This is a genomic window from Candidatus Flexifilum breve (assembly GCF_016713355.1).
Map to the genome: position 1 here is coordinate 760,488 of NZ_JADJPI010000004.1, position 15,956 is coordinate 776,443.

Consider the following 15,956-nt stretch of genomic DNA (forward strand, 5'->3'; position numbering starts at 1 on the left):
TGGTTTGCCCAATCCCACAGAAAAGAGACTCTATGTTTCGGGAAGCTTCCCCGCCGAACCTTGAAGCCGCCGCCGAAGACAACGCCTATGCCCTGATCGAAACGTTTGGCCGCCTGCCCCGTGCCGAATTGATTACGACCCCCGCCCTCGTCCGCTGCCGCGTCGCCGGGATTGAATCCGCGATGTTCAACTCCGTTGGGCGCAATCGCTTCACCCTCGCTGATGCGGACCAAGTCATCGAAGAGACACTCGCCGATTACCGCGCTGCCGGGACGAAAGCCGTCATGTGGTGGGTCGGCGGGCAGACGCAGCCCCCAGAAATTGGCGCGAAGCTCGAACAACATGGTTTCGAGAAGGCGTATGACTCGCCTGCGATGGCGGTTGCTCTCCACCACATGGATGAGACCACTACTACCCCGCCGAATTTTCGCATCACCACGGTGACAAGCGAATCACAAGTACGGGTGTGGGCGACAACGTTTGCCACCAGCTTCAATCAGCCAACCGCCGTCGGCGACGCGTGGCACGACGCCACACTGCGGCGCGGCCTCGACCATGCCCCGTGGACGCTGTACCTCGGCTGGTTGGATGATGTGCCTGTGGCGACGGGGATGTTGTTTTACGGCGCGGGAATTGCAGGAATCTACGGGATTGGTACGCTGCCGGACGCGCGGGGTAAAGGCATTGGCAAGGCGATCACGCTGCGCCCGCTGCTCGACGCGCGCGCCGCCGGCTGTCACATTGGCGCCTTGTTCGCCTCACCATCCGGCTACCCGATTTACCAGAGAATTGGCTTTGGGCACTACGAATCGCTCATCCGCTACCGCTGGGAGCAGGCGTAGCGGCACGCGGCCCGGTGCCGATCCAGAAGACTTCGCGCTCAAGGTTGATGGTGGTGGGCGTGTTCGGCGTGTCGTTGTTGCGCAGTACCAGCGCCCACCACTGCATATTGAAGATCGAAAAGGCAACGTTCCCGTGACAGCGCGCAACCGTCGACTGCGCCAGCTCGCTGAACGGCGCGGATCCCGGTTCGCTGCACTGCAGCGGCGTGTATTCGCAGGTGCCGCCCTGCGCTTCGTAGAACGTCGCGACGGCACACGGATCATCGACGGCGGTATAGCTCCAGATATCGGCGCCGTACGCCTCGCTCTCATGGCTGATCTGCGTGACCCGATCCGGCAGCGGCGGCAGCGGCGGCGCGATCACACCGTACAACACGCGCAAAATATTGAAGCCTACGATCAACGCGAGACCGAAGGCTATCAACAAGGCTATCAGGAGAAACGGCGGACGTTTCGCTTGATCGGCGTCGTCAGGACTGCCAGAGTTGTTCATATTTGACAACGGTCATACCCGCCGCATCCAGATTCGGATCAGGATTGGCCAACCCCGGGTAAATCACGACCAGCGTGTACTGCGTCGAGCGGAAGCCGGAATGATCGAACATGCAGCTAAACTGGAACGGCACGCTCTGACCGGTCTCTGCCGGGGGCGCTTCGCCCACCGCGGGAATGCGGATACAGCGTTCAACTGCATCACCGTAGTGCTCGTTCATTTTTTGCTGATAGTAATTCACGACGTTGTCAATCGAATCGGCAACGCGGTAATACATGTTACGCGAATTGGTCGAAACATCACTTTCGCCCCAATACAGCGCGCCGGGCGGCGGCTGAATATCAAACGGCGTCTGCCGTGAGGCCTGATCGACAAAGAACGAGACAACCCCTGCCCCAATGATCAGAATGCCGACAATGCCGGCAATGAGGCTGTAGCGGACAATGGAAGAACTTCTGCGCTTTTCTGCTGACGTGCTCAATTCAACGCTCCCTGCAAGTCTTCAATGTCATTTTTGAGCGCCTCACCGTAGAGCGTGTGTCGAAACCGGTCTGCGCTGGCAATCCAGTACGGCAAGCCCTCGCGAATGAGGTCGGGGGATGGCGGCGAGAAACTGAAGCGGATTTGATGGAGTAAGTAGGCGCGCATCAGTTTACGATAGGATTCATCGGGCACCGTGCTGTCCAGCTCGATCAGCGCTTCGTCGAATGCCCCCAAGCGATAATAAGCTTCGCCCAGGTCGAGGCGCACCACCGTTGGCGCCCCCTGCGCGACCGCCTGACGGATCGCCTCCACCGCCCCCGCATAATCACCCTTTGCAAGCAGTGTACGCCCAAACCCATAGCGCGGGAAATAGAGATCTGGAGCTTTGTCTACAGCTTCTGACAAAACCCCCTCGCTCTCGCTGAGCCGCCCGAGTTGGCGGTACGAATTTCCCAGCAGTGTGAGCGAACGCGCATCAATTTTTCCCCGTGCGCGCGCGCCTTCCAGCAAGCCGACTGCCGCGCCAAACTCCCCTTCGAGGTAATGGCGCTGCGCCTGACCATACAGCGAAATCATGCCGCGGTTGCCCCACAGCACGGCGAGCTCCGAGACGACAAGCAAGCCCCCCACGCCAATCAGCGCGGATTGGCGCAGGTCGGGCACGGTGATGGCGACGACCAGCAGCAGAATGACCAGCACCGCCCCGCTGATCACGGCGACCTGCGTGAAGCGATCCCAGGTCTTGAAGTCTTTGCGGATGCGCGAAATCGCCCAGATCATCCGAGGTTCCCCGCGTCCGCATCGGCGATAGCCTGGTCAATCGCGGCGATTTCATAGCGCAGCGCCTGGCCATAAGCCGTGCCTTCCAGCGGTTTCAAGCCCGACTTCCACGTCACCAGACCGTCACGCGCGCTCATCATCTTGGCGATGGCGCGCATGGCCTTTTTGGTCTCGCCCGCCGCGGAATAGGCATTCGACAGATGATAGAACACGCGCACCCCGTAGGGCGCGGGCATGGCGTGGGCTGCCGCCTTCTCAAATGACTCGACGGCGGCGGCTTCATTGCCGGCAAACCGCTGCGTGAAGCCGAGTTCCGCCCAGATCACGGGTTGATCCGGAGACAATGTCGCTGCCCGCATGAGTGTGCCCGCCGCCTCATCATACGCGGCCTGCAAACGATAGCCATTCGCCAGCGTGATATAGGAGTCGGGATCATTCGGGAATAACTGCACCGCCCGGTCAGCGGTCGCCTGCGCTTTGGCGAGCTGTCCCGTGTAGGCATAGGCGCTCGTCAGCAGCATCAGCACTTCGGCAGTCTCTTTCCCCTCGCGGATCGACCGTTCGAGCAGCGGAATCGCGTCACGGAACTTGAACGCCTCGATCAAGCGGTAGGCTTCGCCGTAACCGGATCCCTGCGCGCGCGTTTGCCGCGCCAGCAGCACGCCAACCAGCCCAAACCAGAAGACGAACATCAGCGCGGCGAGACACAACCCGCCGAGCGCCAACACCACATAGGGCGACAGATTAAGCGCATCCTGCGGCGCGCGGGAGCTGAACAGTTCCGCGGCCAGCCCGCCGATAAAGACGACGAGGCCGACGAACGCCAGCACGAACGTCACATACACGCCGACCAGCCATTGGCGGCGCATTACGAGGCCGCTCCCAGCGCCATCACATCCAGTTCCCCGCTGATGAGTTGGGTCGCCAATTCGACATCCTGTCCGATCACCGCGCGCAGGGTTTCCGCCTGATCGCTGGCGAGGATGGTCGTCCATTCACTGATGCCGCTTTTGTCTTTGCGCAGCGTGATCAGCTCGGCCTGCGCATTGGCCGTATCGCCGAGCCGCGCATAGGCGCGCACGAGGTAGAAGCGGATGAGCAAGCGGTGCCGCGCATCGCGCACACCCGCGGACAGCGCCTGCGTGAGGTGCTCGATGGCATTCTGTGACTGGCTGAGGCGATCTTCAATCATGCCGAGGTTGTACAGCGCGACCCATTCACCGGGCGCCAGTTCCGCGGCTTTATGCGCGGCGGCCAACGCATCCGTGAAGCGCCCCGCCTGCAAATTGACTTCGGCCAGCCCGTTGAACGCGACGGCCGAGGTTGGGTCTATTTCGGTCATCTTCTGGTAATCGCGCCGCGCTCGGTCGAGCTTACCCCACAAACGCAGCAGTTCCGCCCGAAAGCGGTAGTGATTCGGCTGATTCGGTTCGTCCTTGATCATGCCGTCCATGACTTTGACGGCTTCTTCGTACTCGTTGTGGCGCAGATGTCGAATCGCCTTCTGGTATTCGATGGGCGCGCGTCCGCGAAAAACGATCAACCCGGCGACGATCCACCCGATAGCCGCGCCGACCAGCGCCAGCGCCCAATTCGGCAGAAAGAACACCCCCAGCACAATCAACCCCAATGCGGGGACGAGCAGCGCGATCCAGCGCTGACGATCTTCGCGCTCCATGCGCGTAACGATGATCGCCGCCGAACCGAACGCCGCGATCAGCATGAGCGCCGACTGCACGGGCACGACCCAGGTTTCGCCCTGCACGGCGTTCAGCATCAGGCTGACCAGCCCCGTCCCCGCGATCAGCAAGAACAGCGCGCGCAGCCGCGCCGCGCCGAGAAAAATGACAAATTCGCTAAATACCCGCTCCAGTGACTTGATCAAAGCCTACGTACTCCCTGCCGTTAGATGGCAGCTTCTGCTAAACGTGCCCAGATTGTATCAACGGTTTGCGCAACCGTCAGTGCTGAGGTGTCCAACCACAGTCCGAGCCGGGGCGTTGACTCACGCAGTTCCCGGTCGAGCCTATCGGGTGTCCAATCGCGGTAGGCTACCTTATCGCGGCCAGCATCCCGCACCAGAACGGCTTCTACCGTCGGGCACAAGACGGTTAGGTAGACGGGATAGCCACCAAGTCGGTAGAGATCGACGACTTCGCGCAGCATGTCGCCGATGATGATATCCTGACACACCGCGTCGAACCCCGCGTCGCAGTAAGCGTGCGCGGTCTGGGCTGCCAGACGATAGCGTAGACGAAGCTGCACCAGCGCCTCGTCATCGTAGTCCACGGTCATCTCTTTGCGCCCGCTAATGATCATGCGGCGAAAGACATCCCCGCGAACATGTACGCTCTTGGGCAAGCGCTCGGCGAGTGCCTGCGCCACGGTCGATTTGCCCGCTGCCATAATCCCTGTGATCAAGAAAATGCGTGGTTGTTCATTACTTCGCTCCTGTTCGCCGCTTATTGTACCCAGCTGTTCCTGTGCAACCGTTTCGCAGTCAGCCGCGTATAGGGTAATGGGGTTAGCGATAGGGAATGTGATGTCTGAGCAGGAATTGTACGAACTGGCAACCAAGCGCGTGAACCAGCGCACCCGCCGCTGGCGGCTGTGGGCACTCGACCTCTTAGGGTTGATCTTCGTACTGATGGCGCTCATCGCCTTTGGGGAACGCAACTATGCCAACCTCATCGCCGCCGTGTTCATTGGCTGGATGGGCATATTCGCCATGCACTCGATCTTTGCGTGGATGGCGGAAAACCGCGACGGTGACATCGAGAAGGAAGTCGCCAAACTACGGGCGGCGCTGGAATACGAGAAGCCCAAGCGCTTGGAACTATCGGATGACGGTGAATTGGTCGACTGGGACGCAGAAACAGCGGAGAAGGCGAAGCATTCAAGCTAAATCGTTGTTGTAGGGGCGCACGGCCGTGCGCCCCTACAGACTCAGAAGTCATTCAATCGCGACGTACAGCCGCTTGTTGATGCCGCCCTTGCTCTTGTAATCAGTGATGCGGATGTGCCCAACTTCGCGCGTATTGGCGACATGCGTACCGCCATCCGCCTGCAAGTCCAGCCCGACGATCTCCACCGTACGCACTTCGGTGATGCCTTCCGGCAGCAAGTTAATCTTCGTGCGGATCAGATCGGGAATCTGGAACGCTTCTGCGCGCGGCAGAATCTTCACGCGCACATCGCGCGCCGCGGCGATCTCCACATTGATCTTCTGCTCAATCTCTGCGATGACTTCCGGCGGCAAACGCTCAAACTCAAAGTCCATGCGCCCGGCCAGCGGTTCCATGTTGCCGCCTGTGACCGCGGCGCTGTAATCGCGCCACACCACGCCGCACAGGATATGCATCGCGGTGTGCGTCCGCATCAACTGGAAGCGGCGCTCCCAATCGAGCACGCCGATCACGGATGCGCCAACGGTAGGTAGCGCATCCCCATCAATGATGTGCGCGTTCCCTTTCCGCACTTCCTTGACCGGGTAGGTCACGCCGTCGGCTTGGAGCACGCCCGCGTCGCACGGCTGACCGCCCCCGCCGGGGTAAAACGCTGTGCGATCCAGATACACGACGCGCGCTTCGGGATCAACGGCGGTCACCGTTGCGGTGAATTCACGCAGATAACTGTCGAGCTGATAGAGGAGTTCAGTCATGTTTATCTCCAAATGAGTTAAAAGTTGCAAGTCGAAAGTTAAAAGCAGCGGTTGTCTGCACTTACTTTTGACTCGTCACTTTTAACTGCTTCACAGTTCCCCGCGCATCCGCAGCATCACATCACGCCCGCCGACCTTGCGCCAGAATTCGACCGCATCGTCGTTGAGCGCCGCAACATGCCATTCAAAATAGCGCAGGCCCTTGTCCCGAAACCATGCGCTCAGGTGTTCAACTAGCGCCCGCCCGACTCCGTGACGCCGGTAGGCCGTGTCGACGTAGATGTCGGCGAGAAAACCGCTCGGCGATTGCGCGAACATCTCCGGCGCGAGGTCGACGACCATGCCGAGCACGTAGCCGACGACTTTGCCCTCGGTCTCGGCCACCAAGACGCTCGTCATCGGGTCTTCGAGGCGATCGACTAGACGGCGAGCATACCGCAGCGCCCCATTCGGAGCGGCGGGGGGCAGATCGGGGTCGATCTCCCGGTGGTAACCAACCAGCGCCAGCCACAACTGCGCAATCGCGTCGACATCCTGCGGCGCTGCCGGACGAATTATGACTTTATCCACAAACACTCCATCCACTCTAGGGCACCGACCGAACGCCAGAACGCCTGCTCGACCGGAGAACGCCGCGACGACCACGCGGCGAGCGCAGTGATTCCGCGGTCGGCGTACCACGCCCGCACCGCCTCAACCAGCGCGCGCCCGACCCCACCCTGATAGCTGTGCGCGTCAAGCGCCAGCTCAGTGATCAGGCCGAGCGCATCGCCCGCGAGTCCCGGCATCGGCTGAATCCATCCCACCACATAGCCGACCGGGCGACCGTCGTTCTCGGCGGTCAGCATGACGCAGCGCGCATCGCCTAACCACGCCGTGGCTGATATCACCCAACGGTCAACCGATGTGGTATAACGGGAATCAGCTTGCAGGACGATTTTCTCCTGCCAGAACTGCGCCAGTTCCGGCAGATCGTTCAGAGTTGCGGCGCGAATAGTCAACATGGTTCACAATGATTAAGCATACGTCGGCCAAGCATAGCACCAGCCGAAATCAGGATCAAGCGGTGATGACGATACCTGCGAACGAATTACCTGTGTGGATGAAACGCGCTCTACGCCGCACCGATTGGGGGCTGCTGCTGGCGCTGGCTTTCAGCCTGCTGGCGGGCTGGTCGTTCGTGCTCCAGCCGGGTTTCTTCCACCAGAACGCCAACGAAAACTACATTTTTCGCACGGCGGAGTATGCGCGCGCGCTGGCCGAAGGACGGCTGTATCCGCGCTGGTCGGCAGAAACACTCGCCGGGTACGGCGCGCCGATTCCACATTATGCGCCGCCGGGCGCGGGCTACCTTCCGGCGCTGATCCAGCAGTTGTACACCAACGACCCGGCGCAGGCCGTGCGCTTGGTCTACATCGCCGCCTATATCCTGGCGGGACTCTCGATCTATGCGCTCGTCGCGCGCCGCCTGAACGCCATCTCCGGTTTGATCGCAACCCTGCTCTACGTCTACAGCCCCTATTTCGCGCTGACCGCGCCGCATATCATCGGCGATCTGCCGGTCGTCCTCGGGTTGGCGCTGTTGCCCGCCTTACTGTGGAGCGTTGATCGCTGTGTCCTCCAAAATGAGCCAACTGACCTCCTGCTCACGGGCGGATTGAGCGCGGCGCTGCTCATGACAGAACCGCGCATCTTGGCGGCGGGGGTGATTTTGGCGGGCGTATGGCTCAGCGTGCCGGACCGCCAGCGCGGGCTCGGGCGGTGGCTGCCATTCGCCGGAATCGGTTTCGGCGTGCTGATCGCCGCGATCTTCTGGCTGCCCGCCGTCGTCGAAGGCGGCGTGGTCACCTGGCTGGAACGCGGGCAAGATCTCCGCCCCACCATCAGCCTCACAGGGCTTTTCGCGCCGCTGCGCATGCTCGACCCGGACGCCATGATCCCGACGGCGCAGTTCACCTTCGGGTGGGCGAGTCTCGCTGCCGCGCTCATCAGCGTTCCGGTGATCATCCGCCGTCGACTGGCGCTGCCCGCAATTTTCGCCGTGCTGACCGTCGGCATCATCGTTCTGCTGCTGACCTTCCGGTATCAAGTGTGGCTGCTGGGGATCGGTGCGTTTACGCTGGCGGTGGCCGGGAGCGGCCTCGGTGCGGCACGCCGCCTGCGCCAGCGCCGGGCGGCACTGACACTGACGCTGGCCGCGATCCTCGCCCTCTCGTTCCCCGTGTGGATCGCGCCGGACAGCACTGAACTCAATATGGATGCCTCGCCCGAAGCACAGCGCCTCTACGAACAGCTCGGCTACGGCATCGCCGTGCTCCCGCCCGATGCGCCCCTCCCCACCACGCCGCGCGGAACCAGCCTGGCCGCCAGCTCGGCGCTTAACGGCAAGCTGGCGGCGGGTCAGCATGGCGGACAAATCGGCACGCTGGCGCACACCACACACAGCGACACCTTCCAATTGCTGTTGAATGAACCCCTGTCACTGCAAATCCTCACCAGCTACTTCCCCGGCTGGACAGCCACCTTCCACGGCGACAGCGTGCGCGTCAGCCCGCATCCGGAAGGCGGACTGATGATCAACCTCGCCACACCGGATCGCGGCGAACTGGTGGTCGAACTTGGTACCACGCCGCCCCGTTTAATGGGCTGGATCAGCACATTGGTAACGTTCGGTCTGCTGCTGCTGATCACGTACTGGCGCTACCGTCAGCCGCACAGTCGTTACGTCGAAAGCGATCAGTTGAGTCTCGACGAAGCCCGCGTGGGCGGCGCCCTGTTGATCGTGCTGCTGTTCGCGCTCGCGTTCCTCTCGACGGGCATCTTCAATGCGCCGAACGGCTACGGCCTCGCCGACAGTGTGTCCGTGCGCGCGCAAACCGACACCGGGCTGGAGCTCTTGGCCTACCGCGTGGATCGGTCCGGTGCTGCGCTCGATTTGACGCTGTACTGGCGCAGCGCGCGCTTTTTGCCCGATAACTATCAGGTTCAGGTGTCGGTGATTGACCCGCTCACTCAAGCCACAACCGCCCTCGCTCCGGCGCGTCATCCCGGAGGCTATCCCACGCGGCGCTGGCTGACCAATCTCTATGTGGCAGATCGCTATACGTTAAGCGTGCCACCGGATCAACCAGCCACCCTATCCGTGGAAGTCCTCACGTCGACGCAGGCGCCGCTGACCTTCTTCGCTTCCAACGGGCTGACGATTGGCTCAGCCATGCCGATCACGCTGGGCACAGATTGAGCGCACACACGCGCTTGTAATCTTTCCCACCGAAAGTACAATTAACCGCAAATTCGCTTGCAGAAGGATGTAGGTAGAGATGGCACAGAACGAACAGGCAGACGCTATCGCACGTGCATGGCACTTGCACCGTGAAGGACGACAGAACGATGCGATCAAGGGGTTTGAGGCGGTCTTAAAGGCTGTGCCGGATCACATTGACGCGAATTACGGTCTGGGGTTGGCGCAGCGGGCCGGCGGCGCCAAGGAAAGCGCGCTCGAAAGCTTCCAGAGCACCGCGCGGTTGGTTTCGCGCGAGATGGAGACGAATCCGGTCTCCCGCTACCAGATGCTGCAGCGCATGGTACAGCAGCGCATCAACGAGCTGACTCAACCGAGCAAATGACCGATGAATAAACGCGAACGGCTTGAGCGGACGATTGCGGGTGAACCGACGGACCGCGTCCCGGTGTCGCTCTGGCGTCACTTTCCCGGTGATGACCAGCGCGCCGCCGACCTCGCCCGCTCAACCGTCGATTTCCAGCGCGCCTACGACTGGGATTTCGTCAAAGTTACCCCGGCGAGCAGCTTTTGCCTGACGGATTTCGGCGTGCAGGATCATTGGGAAGGTTCACTGGAGGGTACGCGGGTCTACACCCGCCACGCTATCCAGAAATCGCTCGATTGGACGAGTCTGCGCCCGCTTGACCCCACGCGCGGCGGTCTCGGTCGGCAGGTGGATTGCCTGCGCCTCATCACCGACGAACTGGGTGAAGAGATCCCGGTCGTGCAAACGATCTTCAGTCCGTTGGCCCAGGCGAAAAACATCGCGGGCAAGCAAACCCTCATCCGGCATATGCGCCTCAACCCGGATCGCGTGCACAGCGGTCTGGCGACGATCACCGAGTCGACGCTGCGTTTCATCGACTCGCTGCGGCGGCTGCCGATTGCGGGCGTCTTCTACGCGATTCAGCACGCCAGCTATGACACGCTCTCCGAAGACGAATACCGTCAGTTCGGGCTGGTCTACGACAAGAAGATCCTTGACGCGCTGCCGTCGAAGTGGTGGCTGAACATCACGCACATCCACGGCGATGCGCCGATGTTCAAGTTCGCGCACGAATACAAGACACAGGTCATCAACTGGCATGACCGCAAGTGCGAGCCAGATCTCGTCATCGGCAAGACGCTCGTCAACGGCGCCGTCTGCGGCGGGCTGGCGCAGTGGGAGCACTTGCATCAGGGCACGCCGACGACCGTGCGTGATGCCGCGCGCGAAGCGATTCACCAGACCAACGCGCGCCGCTTCGTCCTGTCCACCGGGTGCGTGGCCATGATCACCACCCCGCTCTCGAATATCCGCGCCGTGCGCGAAGCGGTCGAAAACATCTGATGGGTATTCGCGTAATTGCTGGCACGGCCAAAGGTCGTCAGTTGAAACTCGTCCCCGGCGACACCACCCGGCCGATCATGGATCGCGTGAAAGAGTCGCTCTTTAACATCATCGGGCGTGACATTATTGACGCGCAGTTCCTCGACCTGTTTGCGGGGACGGGGAGTGTGGGCATCGAAGCCCTGAGCCGCGGTGCCGCCCACGCTACTTTCGTCGATCTCGAAAAGCGCGCCATCCAGACGGTCAAAGAGAATCTGGTTCTGACGAAATTCACGCCGCGTGCGACAATCACCCATGCGGATGCGTTTATATTTTTGGAACAGGGACCGAAACTCAGCTATAATTTCATCTACATCGCGCCACCACAATACAAAGATCTTTGGCTCCGCTGCCTGCAGCAGCTAGACGAACGTCCGGCTTGGCTGCATCCGGAGCTTGAAGTGATCGTTCAGATCGACCCAGCGGAGGAACAACCGCTCAACCTCACCCGACTTGAGGTGGTCGATCAACGTCGCTATGGCAATACTCTACTCTTGTTCCTTCATCCCAAAGTGCGAACCGACGCGGAGTCATTGGAGGAGTAATGCGCGTGGTCGATATGCAGCAGTTAGAAGCGGTGGCTCGCGAATTCATCAGCTTGTTCAACATCAGCGCGCCACCGATCCCGGTCGAAAAGATTTTGCAGTCGCCCCTGCCCGGCATGTGGGACGAGGTCGATGTGAGCCAGATGACAGCGCGCTTGGATCTGTCATCGCCGTACTCACCGCAAATGTCGATGGCGCGACTGCTGGCACGGAATATCATTGGTAGTCCGTGGGGGGGGCAGCATGGGGTCGGCGACCTTGATGAGGATGATCAGGCCGTACGCCGGTTTGCGCGTATGCTCGTCATGCCCGCTGACATGATTTTGCAGTTGAATCAGACGTCACGCACGCCGCAGCTCCTCAGCCTGCACTTTGAAGTGCCGGAAGCCGAAGCCAGCTTGCGTTTGCAGGAGCTGGGCAAGCAGTAACGCACGAGCGGTTCGCCCGTGCGGGTTCGTCAGCCAAACCTCACCCGTTATGATTGAGACGCGCTCGGGCTACCCGCAGCGCGTCTTCTACAGACTCCACGTCGCCCGTGACCTGCCCCTCGCGAATGATCTGCAGTAGATCGCCCACCAGTGAGCTCGGTTTCAAGTTGAGCTGCTTCATCAACTCGCTGCCGTTGATCAGCGTCGGCGGCTCGACGTAGCGTTCGTACTCCTCAAAGTAGGCGCTGAGCAGCAGCTTCGTGTTTTCCAGCGCCTGCAGCCAGCGATCCTGATCGATCTTCGGTCCCACTTTGCCGAGGTAATCCGCTAACGTCACGAAGATCACATCCACACCCGCTGGCCCCAACCGCCGCCAATAGCGGTGCATCAGCACGGGTGTCAGTTGGGGCGTCCACACCTCGGCGGACGAGTGGTTGCGCACGACGAGCGTCACCCGATCGCGCTCCGCGGAACTGAAATGCAAATCGCTGAGCTTGGTTTCGGCAATCGTCGCGCTGGCTTGCTCGTGCTGCGGGTAGACCGTACGCGCGCCTTTGCTGGCAGGCATAACCGCGCCCTTCCCCACATCATGCAGCAGCGCTGCCAGCAGCAGCAGCGCCCGGTGCGAACGTTCATCCGGCCAGACTTTGGCGAAATGCTCTTCCAGCCGCGCGCGGAAGCGGCCAAACGCGACCGCGATCATGCCCATGCTGAACTGTGACGTCGCTTCGTCGCCGCGCGTGGGGCTCATCGTGCCGAGCATTTCATGCAGGTTATCGACGACGGCCAGCGTGTGATTCCACGCATCGGCCACATGCGGCGGTGACTGTTTGAGGTTATGCAAGGGAATCAGCTCTGGCAGCGCCACGCCCAGTGCGCCGACCGCATCTGCTACGCGCAGCGCACTGACGGGCTTGGGCAGCGTCAGCATGCGCATGAGTTCATCGCGCACCCGTTCCGGCGAGGTTTCCATCAGCCGCGGAGCGTTCGAACGCAGGTCAGCAATCGTCTCCGGTTCAATGCGAAAACCGAGCTGCACGCTCTGCCGCACCGCCCGCAGCACCCGGATCGGATCATCCCAGACCGAAGTGGGTCCGCAGCGGCGCAGCACCCGATTGAGCAAATCGGGGATGCCCCCTATCGGGTCGATGACTTTCTGCAAGTCACCCGTCAGATGCACGGCCAGCGCATTGATCGTGAAATCGCGGTCGCGCAGATCCGCTTCAAGATCCGCGCCGCGAAAGCCCGCCACATCGAAAATCAGCCGCCCTTCTGGCGTGTCGACGAGCGCCCGCCCGACATCGCGTCCGGTGTCAAGCGCGTAAAAATCCCCTTTGAGACGGTTAGCGATCTTCTTCGCCAGCGCAATGCCGCTGCCCGCCGTCGCAATGTCTACATCCTTGATCGGGCGGCGCAGCACCGCGTCGCGAACGGCCCCGCCAACGATGTAGGCGGGCTCGCGCAGGTCGCTCAACAGTTCCGCTAAATCGAGAACTGTCTCCGACCAGACCAGAATGAGGTCAGACATTCCCTACCGCTCCCGGCTTGACCACGCCGATAAAGGGTAAATTACGATACTTCTCGTCGAGGTCCAGCCCATAGCCAAACACAAACTTATCTTCAATCGCAAAGCCTGTGTAATCAATCTTGATGTCAATCGTGCGGCGTGACGGCTTATCCAGCAGAGTACACAAACGCACACTGGCCGGTTGGCGGGCGCTCATCACTTCCATGACGAATTTGAGCGTGTGCCCACTGTCGATGATGTCCTCGACGATCAGCACATGTTTGCCGATCACTTCCGCCTTCAAATCCATGTCGATGCGGACGCTGCCCGTCGTCATACGCGCGCCCTTGCCATAGCTGGACACAGAGAGAAAATCAATCTCATGCGGGACTGTAATCGAACGCATCAGATCGGTGAGGAACATCACCCCACCCTTGAGAATACAAATCAGCAGTAGATTATGCGCGCCCGCGTAATCGTTGGAAATCTGCTCGCCGAGTTCTTCCACCCGTGCGCGCAGAGTCGCTTCATCAATCAAGACTTCCTGCAATAAATGATCCAGTGAGTGACGCATCCGGCATGTGCTTTCGGTTAGTGGCTGGTCTCGTTTTTACCTAATGTCAATTATAACGAATTGACACACGAGTGGTACAATGAGTCGGCTTTATACGAATAGTAAGAGTTCGAACTACCATGACATCATTACCCCACATTGTCGTCTCGCAGCCCCGGGATACCGTCCGCGTGACCCTGGCCTCCGGCCAGGTGCTGGAAGGTCCAGTCGGCACGACCATCGAAGACTTTTTGCGCGCCGACCGCGATCAACATCCGGATCAGTACACCAGTCCGACCATTGCCGGCATCTTTGACGGCAAACTGCGCGAATTAGCTTACAGTATCAAACGGGATGGCTCGCTTACGCCCGTCCTGCTCTCCACCAGTGACGGCGGGCGCATCTACCGCCGTTCGCTGATTTTGCTGCTCGTCACCGCCGTCGGCGAACTGTTCCCCGAGGTCAAAGTCAGCGTAAGCTATGCCGTACCCGATGGCGGCATGTTCTGCATTCTGCGCAACCGGGCGCCGTTCACGGTCGAAGAGGTGGCGCGGGTCGAGGCGCACATGCGCGCCATCGTCGCCGCGAATGACCCCATCGACAAAAAGAGTGTGACGCTGGAGGAAGCGGTCGCGCTGTTCCGAGAGCGCGGCGACGACGACAAGCTGCGTCTGCTGGAAAGCCGCACGCGCAACGGGCTGATCCTGTATACGCTGCGCGGGCGATCCGACTACTACTACGGCTACATGCTGCCATCGACCGGCATCCTCCAGACATTCAGACTGCTGCCGACCGAAGGCGGTTTCGTCCTGCAGTATCCGCGCCAAGGCAGCCCAACCGCCCTGCAGCCGATGAAGACCTACACCAAAGTGAATCAGGTCTTTCAGGAAGCGGAAGACTGGCTCACCAAGATGAACTTGCAGGATGTCGGGACGCTCAATCGCCTCGTGCGCGAAGACCGCATGCAGGAACTCATCCTCGTCGCCGAGGCCCTCCATGAGCAGAGTATCGCCTATATCGCGCGCACCATCAGCGACCGCCTGCGCGATCAGGGCATGCGCATTGTCTTGATCGCCGGGCCATCGTCCTCAGGCAAGACGACCTTCTCCAAGCGTCTCTCGATTCAACTCTTGGCGCATGGTCTGCGTCCCTTCACGCTGGAAATGGATAACTATTTCGTCGACCGGGAGAAGACGCCGCGCGACGAAGACGGCGGCTATGACTTCGAGGCGCTGGAAACGCTCAACCTGCCGCTGCTCAATGAGCAGTTCGCCGCCCTCATCGCAGGAGAGCAGGTTATCACGCCTAAATTTGACTTCCTGACCGGCAAAAGCCTTCCCGACCGCCCCAGCCAGTTGAAGGACCATCAGATCATCATCGCCGAGGGCATTCACGGGCTGAATCCGCGCTTGCTCACGGAGATTCCGAACGAGAAAGTCTATCGGGTGTATGTGTCCGCGCTCACTCAGTTGAACATCGACTTCCACAACCGCGTCCCCACGACCGACGTCCGCCTGCTGCGGCGCATCGCCCGGGATGCCGCGCGGCGCGGCTACAGCGCCACCGATACGATTCTGCGCTGGGAGAGCGTGCGCCGGGGCGAGAAGAAGAACATCTTCCCGTTTCAGGAGAACGCCGACGTGATGTTTAATTCAGCGCTCGCCTACGAACTGGCCGCGCTGCGCCCACTCGTCGAACCGCTGCTGCTGCAAGTCGAACCGGGGACGCCCGCGCACATTGAAGCCAACCGCCTGCTTTCATTTTTGCGCTGGGTGCAGCCGTTCACCGAAACGCAGGAAGCCCGCATTCCGGATACCTCGCTGCTGCGCGAATTCATTGGTGGCTCAATTCTTGATGCCTATCACCCGAGTGATCAGGGATTCTGATCGCGGTCGCCGGTCCACACCTCGGCTCAGGGGCAAGATGAACCTTGCCCCGCTCACCCCCGGTCTATTGACACATGTCCCAACGCCAACATTTTTCACAATTATTCACGCGCAGGTTCATGCTCA

19 protein-coding genes are annotated in these 15,956 nt (G+C 60.8%); 8 read left to right on the forward strand and 11 right to left on the reverse strand.

Annotation, left to right across the window (positions count from 1 at the left end; genetic code table 11):
* The first annotated feature begins 32 nt into the window (after positions 1 to 32).
* Positions 33 to 842 (forward strand): GNAT family N-acetyltransferase, encoded by an 810-nt coding sequence (locus IPK17_RS04175; protein ID WP_343416407.1) that lies wholly within the window; start codon positions 33 to 35, stop codon positions 840 to 842.
* Here the strand turns inward: IPK17_RS04175 and IPK17_RS04180 are convergent.
* Genes IPK17_RS04180 through IPK17_RS04205 form a run of 6 tightly spaced genes read right to left on the reverse strand, consistent with a single transcriptional unit; the run spans position 814 to position 5,118 of the window.
* Positions 814 to 1,335, reverse strand: coding sequence for a hypothetical protein (locus IPK17_RS04180; protein WP_343416408.1), 522 nt, complete (start codon positions 1,333 to 1,335; stop codon positions 814 to 816). The genes IPK17_RS04175 and IPK17_RS04180 overlap by 29 nt on opposite strands.
* Positions 1,313 to 1,816 carry a hypothetical protein gene (locus IPK17_RS04185; RefSeq protein ID WP_343416409.1) on the reverse strand — a complete coding sequence of 168 codons (504 nt, stop codon included), beginning with the start codon at positions 1,814 to 1,816 and terminating at the stop codon, positions 1,313 to 1,315. Before IPK17_RS04185 ends, IPK17_RS04180 begins: the two co-directional genes overlap by 23 nt.
* Positions 1,813 to 2,598: a tetratricopeptide repeat protein gene (locus tag IPK17_RS04190; protein WP_343416410.1), complete on the reverse strand. Its 786-nt coding sequence runs from the start codon at positions 2,596 to 2,598 to the stop codon at positions 1,813 to 1,815. The genes IPK17_RS04185 and IPK17_RS04190 overlap by 4 nt, the downstream gene beginning before the upstream one ends.
* Positions 2,595 to 3,467 (reverse strand): tetratricopeptide repeat protein, encoded by an 873-nt coding sequence (locus tag IPK17_RS04195; protein WP_343416411.1) that lies wholly within the window; start codon positions 3,465 to 3,467, stop codon positions 2,595 to 2,597. Before IPK17_RS04195 ends, IPK17_RS04190 begins: the two co-directional genes overlap by 4 nt.
* Positions 3,467 to 4,483 carry a tetratricopeptide repeat protein gene (locus IPK17_RS04200; RefSeq protein WP_343416412.1) on the reverse strand — a complete coding sequence of 339 codons (1,017 nt, stop codon included), beginning with the start codon at positions 4,481 to 4,483 and terminating at the stop codon, positions 3,467 to 3,469. Before IPK17_RS04200 ends, IPK17_RS04195 begins: the two co-directional genes overlap by 1 nt.
* A 20-nt stretch (positions 4,484 to 4,503) precedes the next feature.
* A complete protein-coding gene (locus IPK17_RS04205; protein ID WP_502748400.1) occupies positions 4,504 to 5,118 on the reverse strand; it encodes an AAA family ATPase in 615 nt (204 codons plus the stop codon).
* A 22-nt stretch (positions 5,119 to 5,140) separates the two neighbouring features.
* Here IPK17_RS04205 and IPK17_RS04210 point away from each other — a divergent pair, with 22 nt between their 5' ends.
* Positions 5,141 to 5,503 (forward strand): hypothetical protein, encoded by a 363-nt coding sequence (locus IPK17_RS04210; RefSeq protein ID WP_343416413.1) that lies wholly within the window; start codon positions 5,141 to 5,143, stop codon positions 5,501 to 5,503.
* A gap of 48 nt (positions 5,504 to 5,551) precedes the next feature.
* On the opposite strand, the gene IPK17_RS04215 is transcribed toward IPK17_RS04210, so the two are convergent.
* The 3 genes from IPK17_RS04215 to IPK17_RS04225 form a co-directional block, all read right to left on the reverse strand.
* A complete protein-coding gene (locus IPK17_RS04215; RefSeq protein ID WP_343416414.1) occupies positions 5,552 to 6,259 on the reverse strand; it encodes an alanyl-tRNA editing protein in 708 nt (235 codons plus the stop codon).
* Between the two features lie 90 nt (positions 6,260 to 6,349).
* Positions 6,350 to 6,829, reverse strand: a complete 480-nt coding sequence (locus tag IPK17_RS04220; protein WP_343416415.1) for a GNAT family N-acetyltransferase — start codon at positions 6,827 to 6,829, stop codon at positions 6,350 to 6,352.
* Positions 6,814 to 7,263: a GNAT family N-acetyltransferase gene (locus tag IPK17_RS04225; RefSeq protein WP_343416416.1), complete on the reverse strand. Its 450-nt coding sequence runs from the start codon at positions 7,261 to 7,263 to the stop codon at positions 6,814 to 6,816. Before IPK17_RS04225 ends, IPK17_RS04220 begins: the two co-directional genes overlap by 16 nt.
* Positions 7,264 to 7,328: 65 nt before the next feature.
* Here IPK17_RS04225 and IPK17_RS04230 point away from each other — a divergent pair, with 65 nt between their 5' ends.
* From IPK17_RS04230 to IPK17_RS04250, 5 genes are all read left to right on the forward strand, one after another.
* Entirely contained in the window at positions 7,329 to 9,500 is a 2,172-nt protein-coding gene (locus IPK17_RS04230) for a glycosyltransferase family 39 protein (protein WP_343416417.1), read from the forward strand.
* 79 nt (positions 9,501 to 9,579) lie between these two features.
* Complete coding sequence (locus tag IPK17_RS04235; protein ID WP_343416418.1) at positions 9,580 to 9,885, forward strand: hypothetical protein; 306 nt, start codon at positions 9,580 to 9,582, stop codon at positions 9,883 to 9,885.
* A gap of 3 nt (positions 9,886 to 9,888) precedes the next feature.
* Positions 9,889 to 10,872 (forward strand): uroporphyrinogen decarboxylase family protein, encoded by a 984-nt coding sequence (locus IPK17_RS04240; RefSeq protein ID WP_343416419.1) that lies wholly within the window; start codon positions 9,889 to 9,891, stop codon positions 10,870 to 10,872.
* Positions 10,872 to 11,456 (forward strand): 16S rRNA (guanine(966)-N(2))-methyltransferase RsmD, encoded by a 585-nt coding sequence (rsmD, locus tag IPK17_RS04245; protein WP_343416420.1) that lies wholly within the window; start codon positions 10,872 to 10,874, stop codon positions 11,454 to 11,456. The genes IPK17_RS04240 and rsmD overlap by 1 nt, the downstream gene beginning before the upstream one ends.
* A complete protein-coding gene (locus IPK17_RS04250; RefSeq protein WP_343416421.1) occupies positions 11,456 to 11,884 on the forward strand; it encodes a M78 family metallopeptidase domain-containing protein in 429 nt (142 codons plus the stop codon). The genes rsmD and IPK17_RS04250 overlap by 1 nt, the downstream gene beginning before the upstream one ends.
* A 40-nt stretch (positions 11,885 to 11,924) precedes the next feature.
* Here IPK17_RS04250 and IPK17_RS04255 read toward each other — a convergent pair whose 3' ends face one another.
* Together IPK17_RS04255 and hpt are read right to left on the reverse strand one after the other, a co-directional pair.
* Positions 11,925 to 13,412, reverse strand: coding sequence for a CCA tRNA nucleotidyltransferase (locus tag IPK17_RS04255; RefSeq protein WP_343416422.1), 1,488 nt, complete (start codon positions 13,410 to 13,412; stop codon positions 11,925 to 11,927).
* Entirely contained in the window at positions 13,405 to 13,965 is a 561-nt protein-coding gene (hpt, locus tag IPK17_RS04260) for a hypoxanthine phosphoribosyltransferase (protein WP_343416423.1), read from the reverse strand. The genes IPK17_RS04255 and hpt overlap by 8 nt, the downstream gene beginning before the upstream one ends.
* A 119-nt stretch (positions 13,966 to 14,084) precedes the next feature.
* Between hpt and IPK17_RS04265 the strand changes: the two genes are divergently transcribed.
* A complete protein-coding gene (locus IPK17_RS04265) occupies positions 14,085 to 15,830 on the forward strand; it encodes a nucleoside kinase (protein WP_343416424.1) in 1,746 nt (581 codons plus the stop codon).
* Positions 15,831 to 15,956: the final 126 nt, after the last annotated feature.

Bases quoted from the DNA above. Each gene is read 5' to 3' on its own strand.
- IPK17_RS04175 (WP_343416407.1), top strand. From the start codon at position 33: ATGTTTCGGGAAGCTTCCCCGCCGAACCTTGAAGCCGCCGCCGAAGAC.
- IPK17_RS04180 (WP_343416408.1), bottom strand. From the start codon at position 1,335: ATGAACAACTCTGGCAGTCCTGACGACGCCGATCAAGCGAAACGTCCG.
- IPK17_RS04190 (WP_343416410.1), bottom strand. From the start codon at position 2,598: ATGATCTGGGCGATTTCGCGCATCCGCAAAGACTTCAAGACCTGGGAT.
- IPK17_RS04195 (WP_343416411.1), bottom strand. From the start codon at position 3,467: ATGCGCCGCCAATGGCTGGTCGGCGTGTATGTGACGTTCGTGCTGGCG.
- IPK17_RS04210 (WP_343416413.1), top strand. From the start codon at position 5,141: ATGTCTGAGCAGGAATTGTACGAACTGGCAACCAAGCGCGTGAACCAG.
- IPK17_RS04215 (WP_343416414.1), bottom strand. From the start codon at position 6,259: ATGACTGAACTCCTCTATCAGCTCGACAGTTATCTGCGTGAATTCACC.
- IPK17_RS04225 (WP_343416416.1), bottom strand. From the start codon at position 7,263: ATGTTGACTATTCGCGCCGCAACTCTGAACGATCTGCCGGAACTGGCG.
- IPK17_RS04230 (WP_343416417.1), top strand. From the start codon at position 7,329: ATGACGATACCTGCGAACGAATTACCTGTGTGGATGAAACGCGCTCTA.
- IPK17_RS04235 (WP_343416418.1), top strand. From the start codon at position 9,580: ATGGCACAGAACGAACAGGCAGACGCTATCGCACGTGCATGGCACTTG.
- IPK17_RS04240 (WP_343416419.1), top strand. From the start codon at position 9,889: ATGAATAAACGCGAACGGCTTGAGCGGACGATTGCGGGTGAACCGACG.
- rsmD (WP_343416420.1), top strand. From the start codon at position 10,872: ATGGGTATTCGCGTAATTGCTGGCACGGCCAAAGGTCGTCAGTTGAAA.
- IPK17_RS04250 (WP_343416421.1), top strand. From the start codon at position 11,456: ATGCGCGTGGTCGATATGCAGCAGTTAGAAGCGGTGGCTCGCGAATTC.
- IPK17_RS04255 (WP_343416422.1), bottom strand. From the start codon at position 13,412: ATGTCTGACCTCATTCTGGTCTGGTCGGAGACAGTTCTCGATTTAGCG.
- hpt (WP_343416423.1), bottom strand. From the start codon at position 13,965: ATGCGTCACTCACTGGATCATTTATTGCAGGAAGTCTTGATTGATGAA.
- IPK17_RS04265 (WP_343416424.1), top strand. From the start codon at position 14,085: ATGACATCATTACCCCACATTGTCGTCTCGCAGCCCCGGGATACCGTC.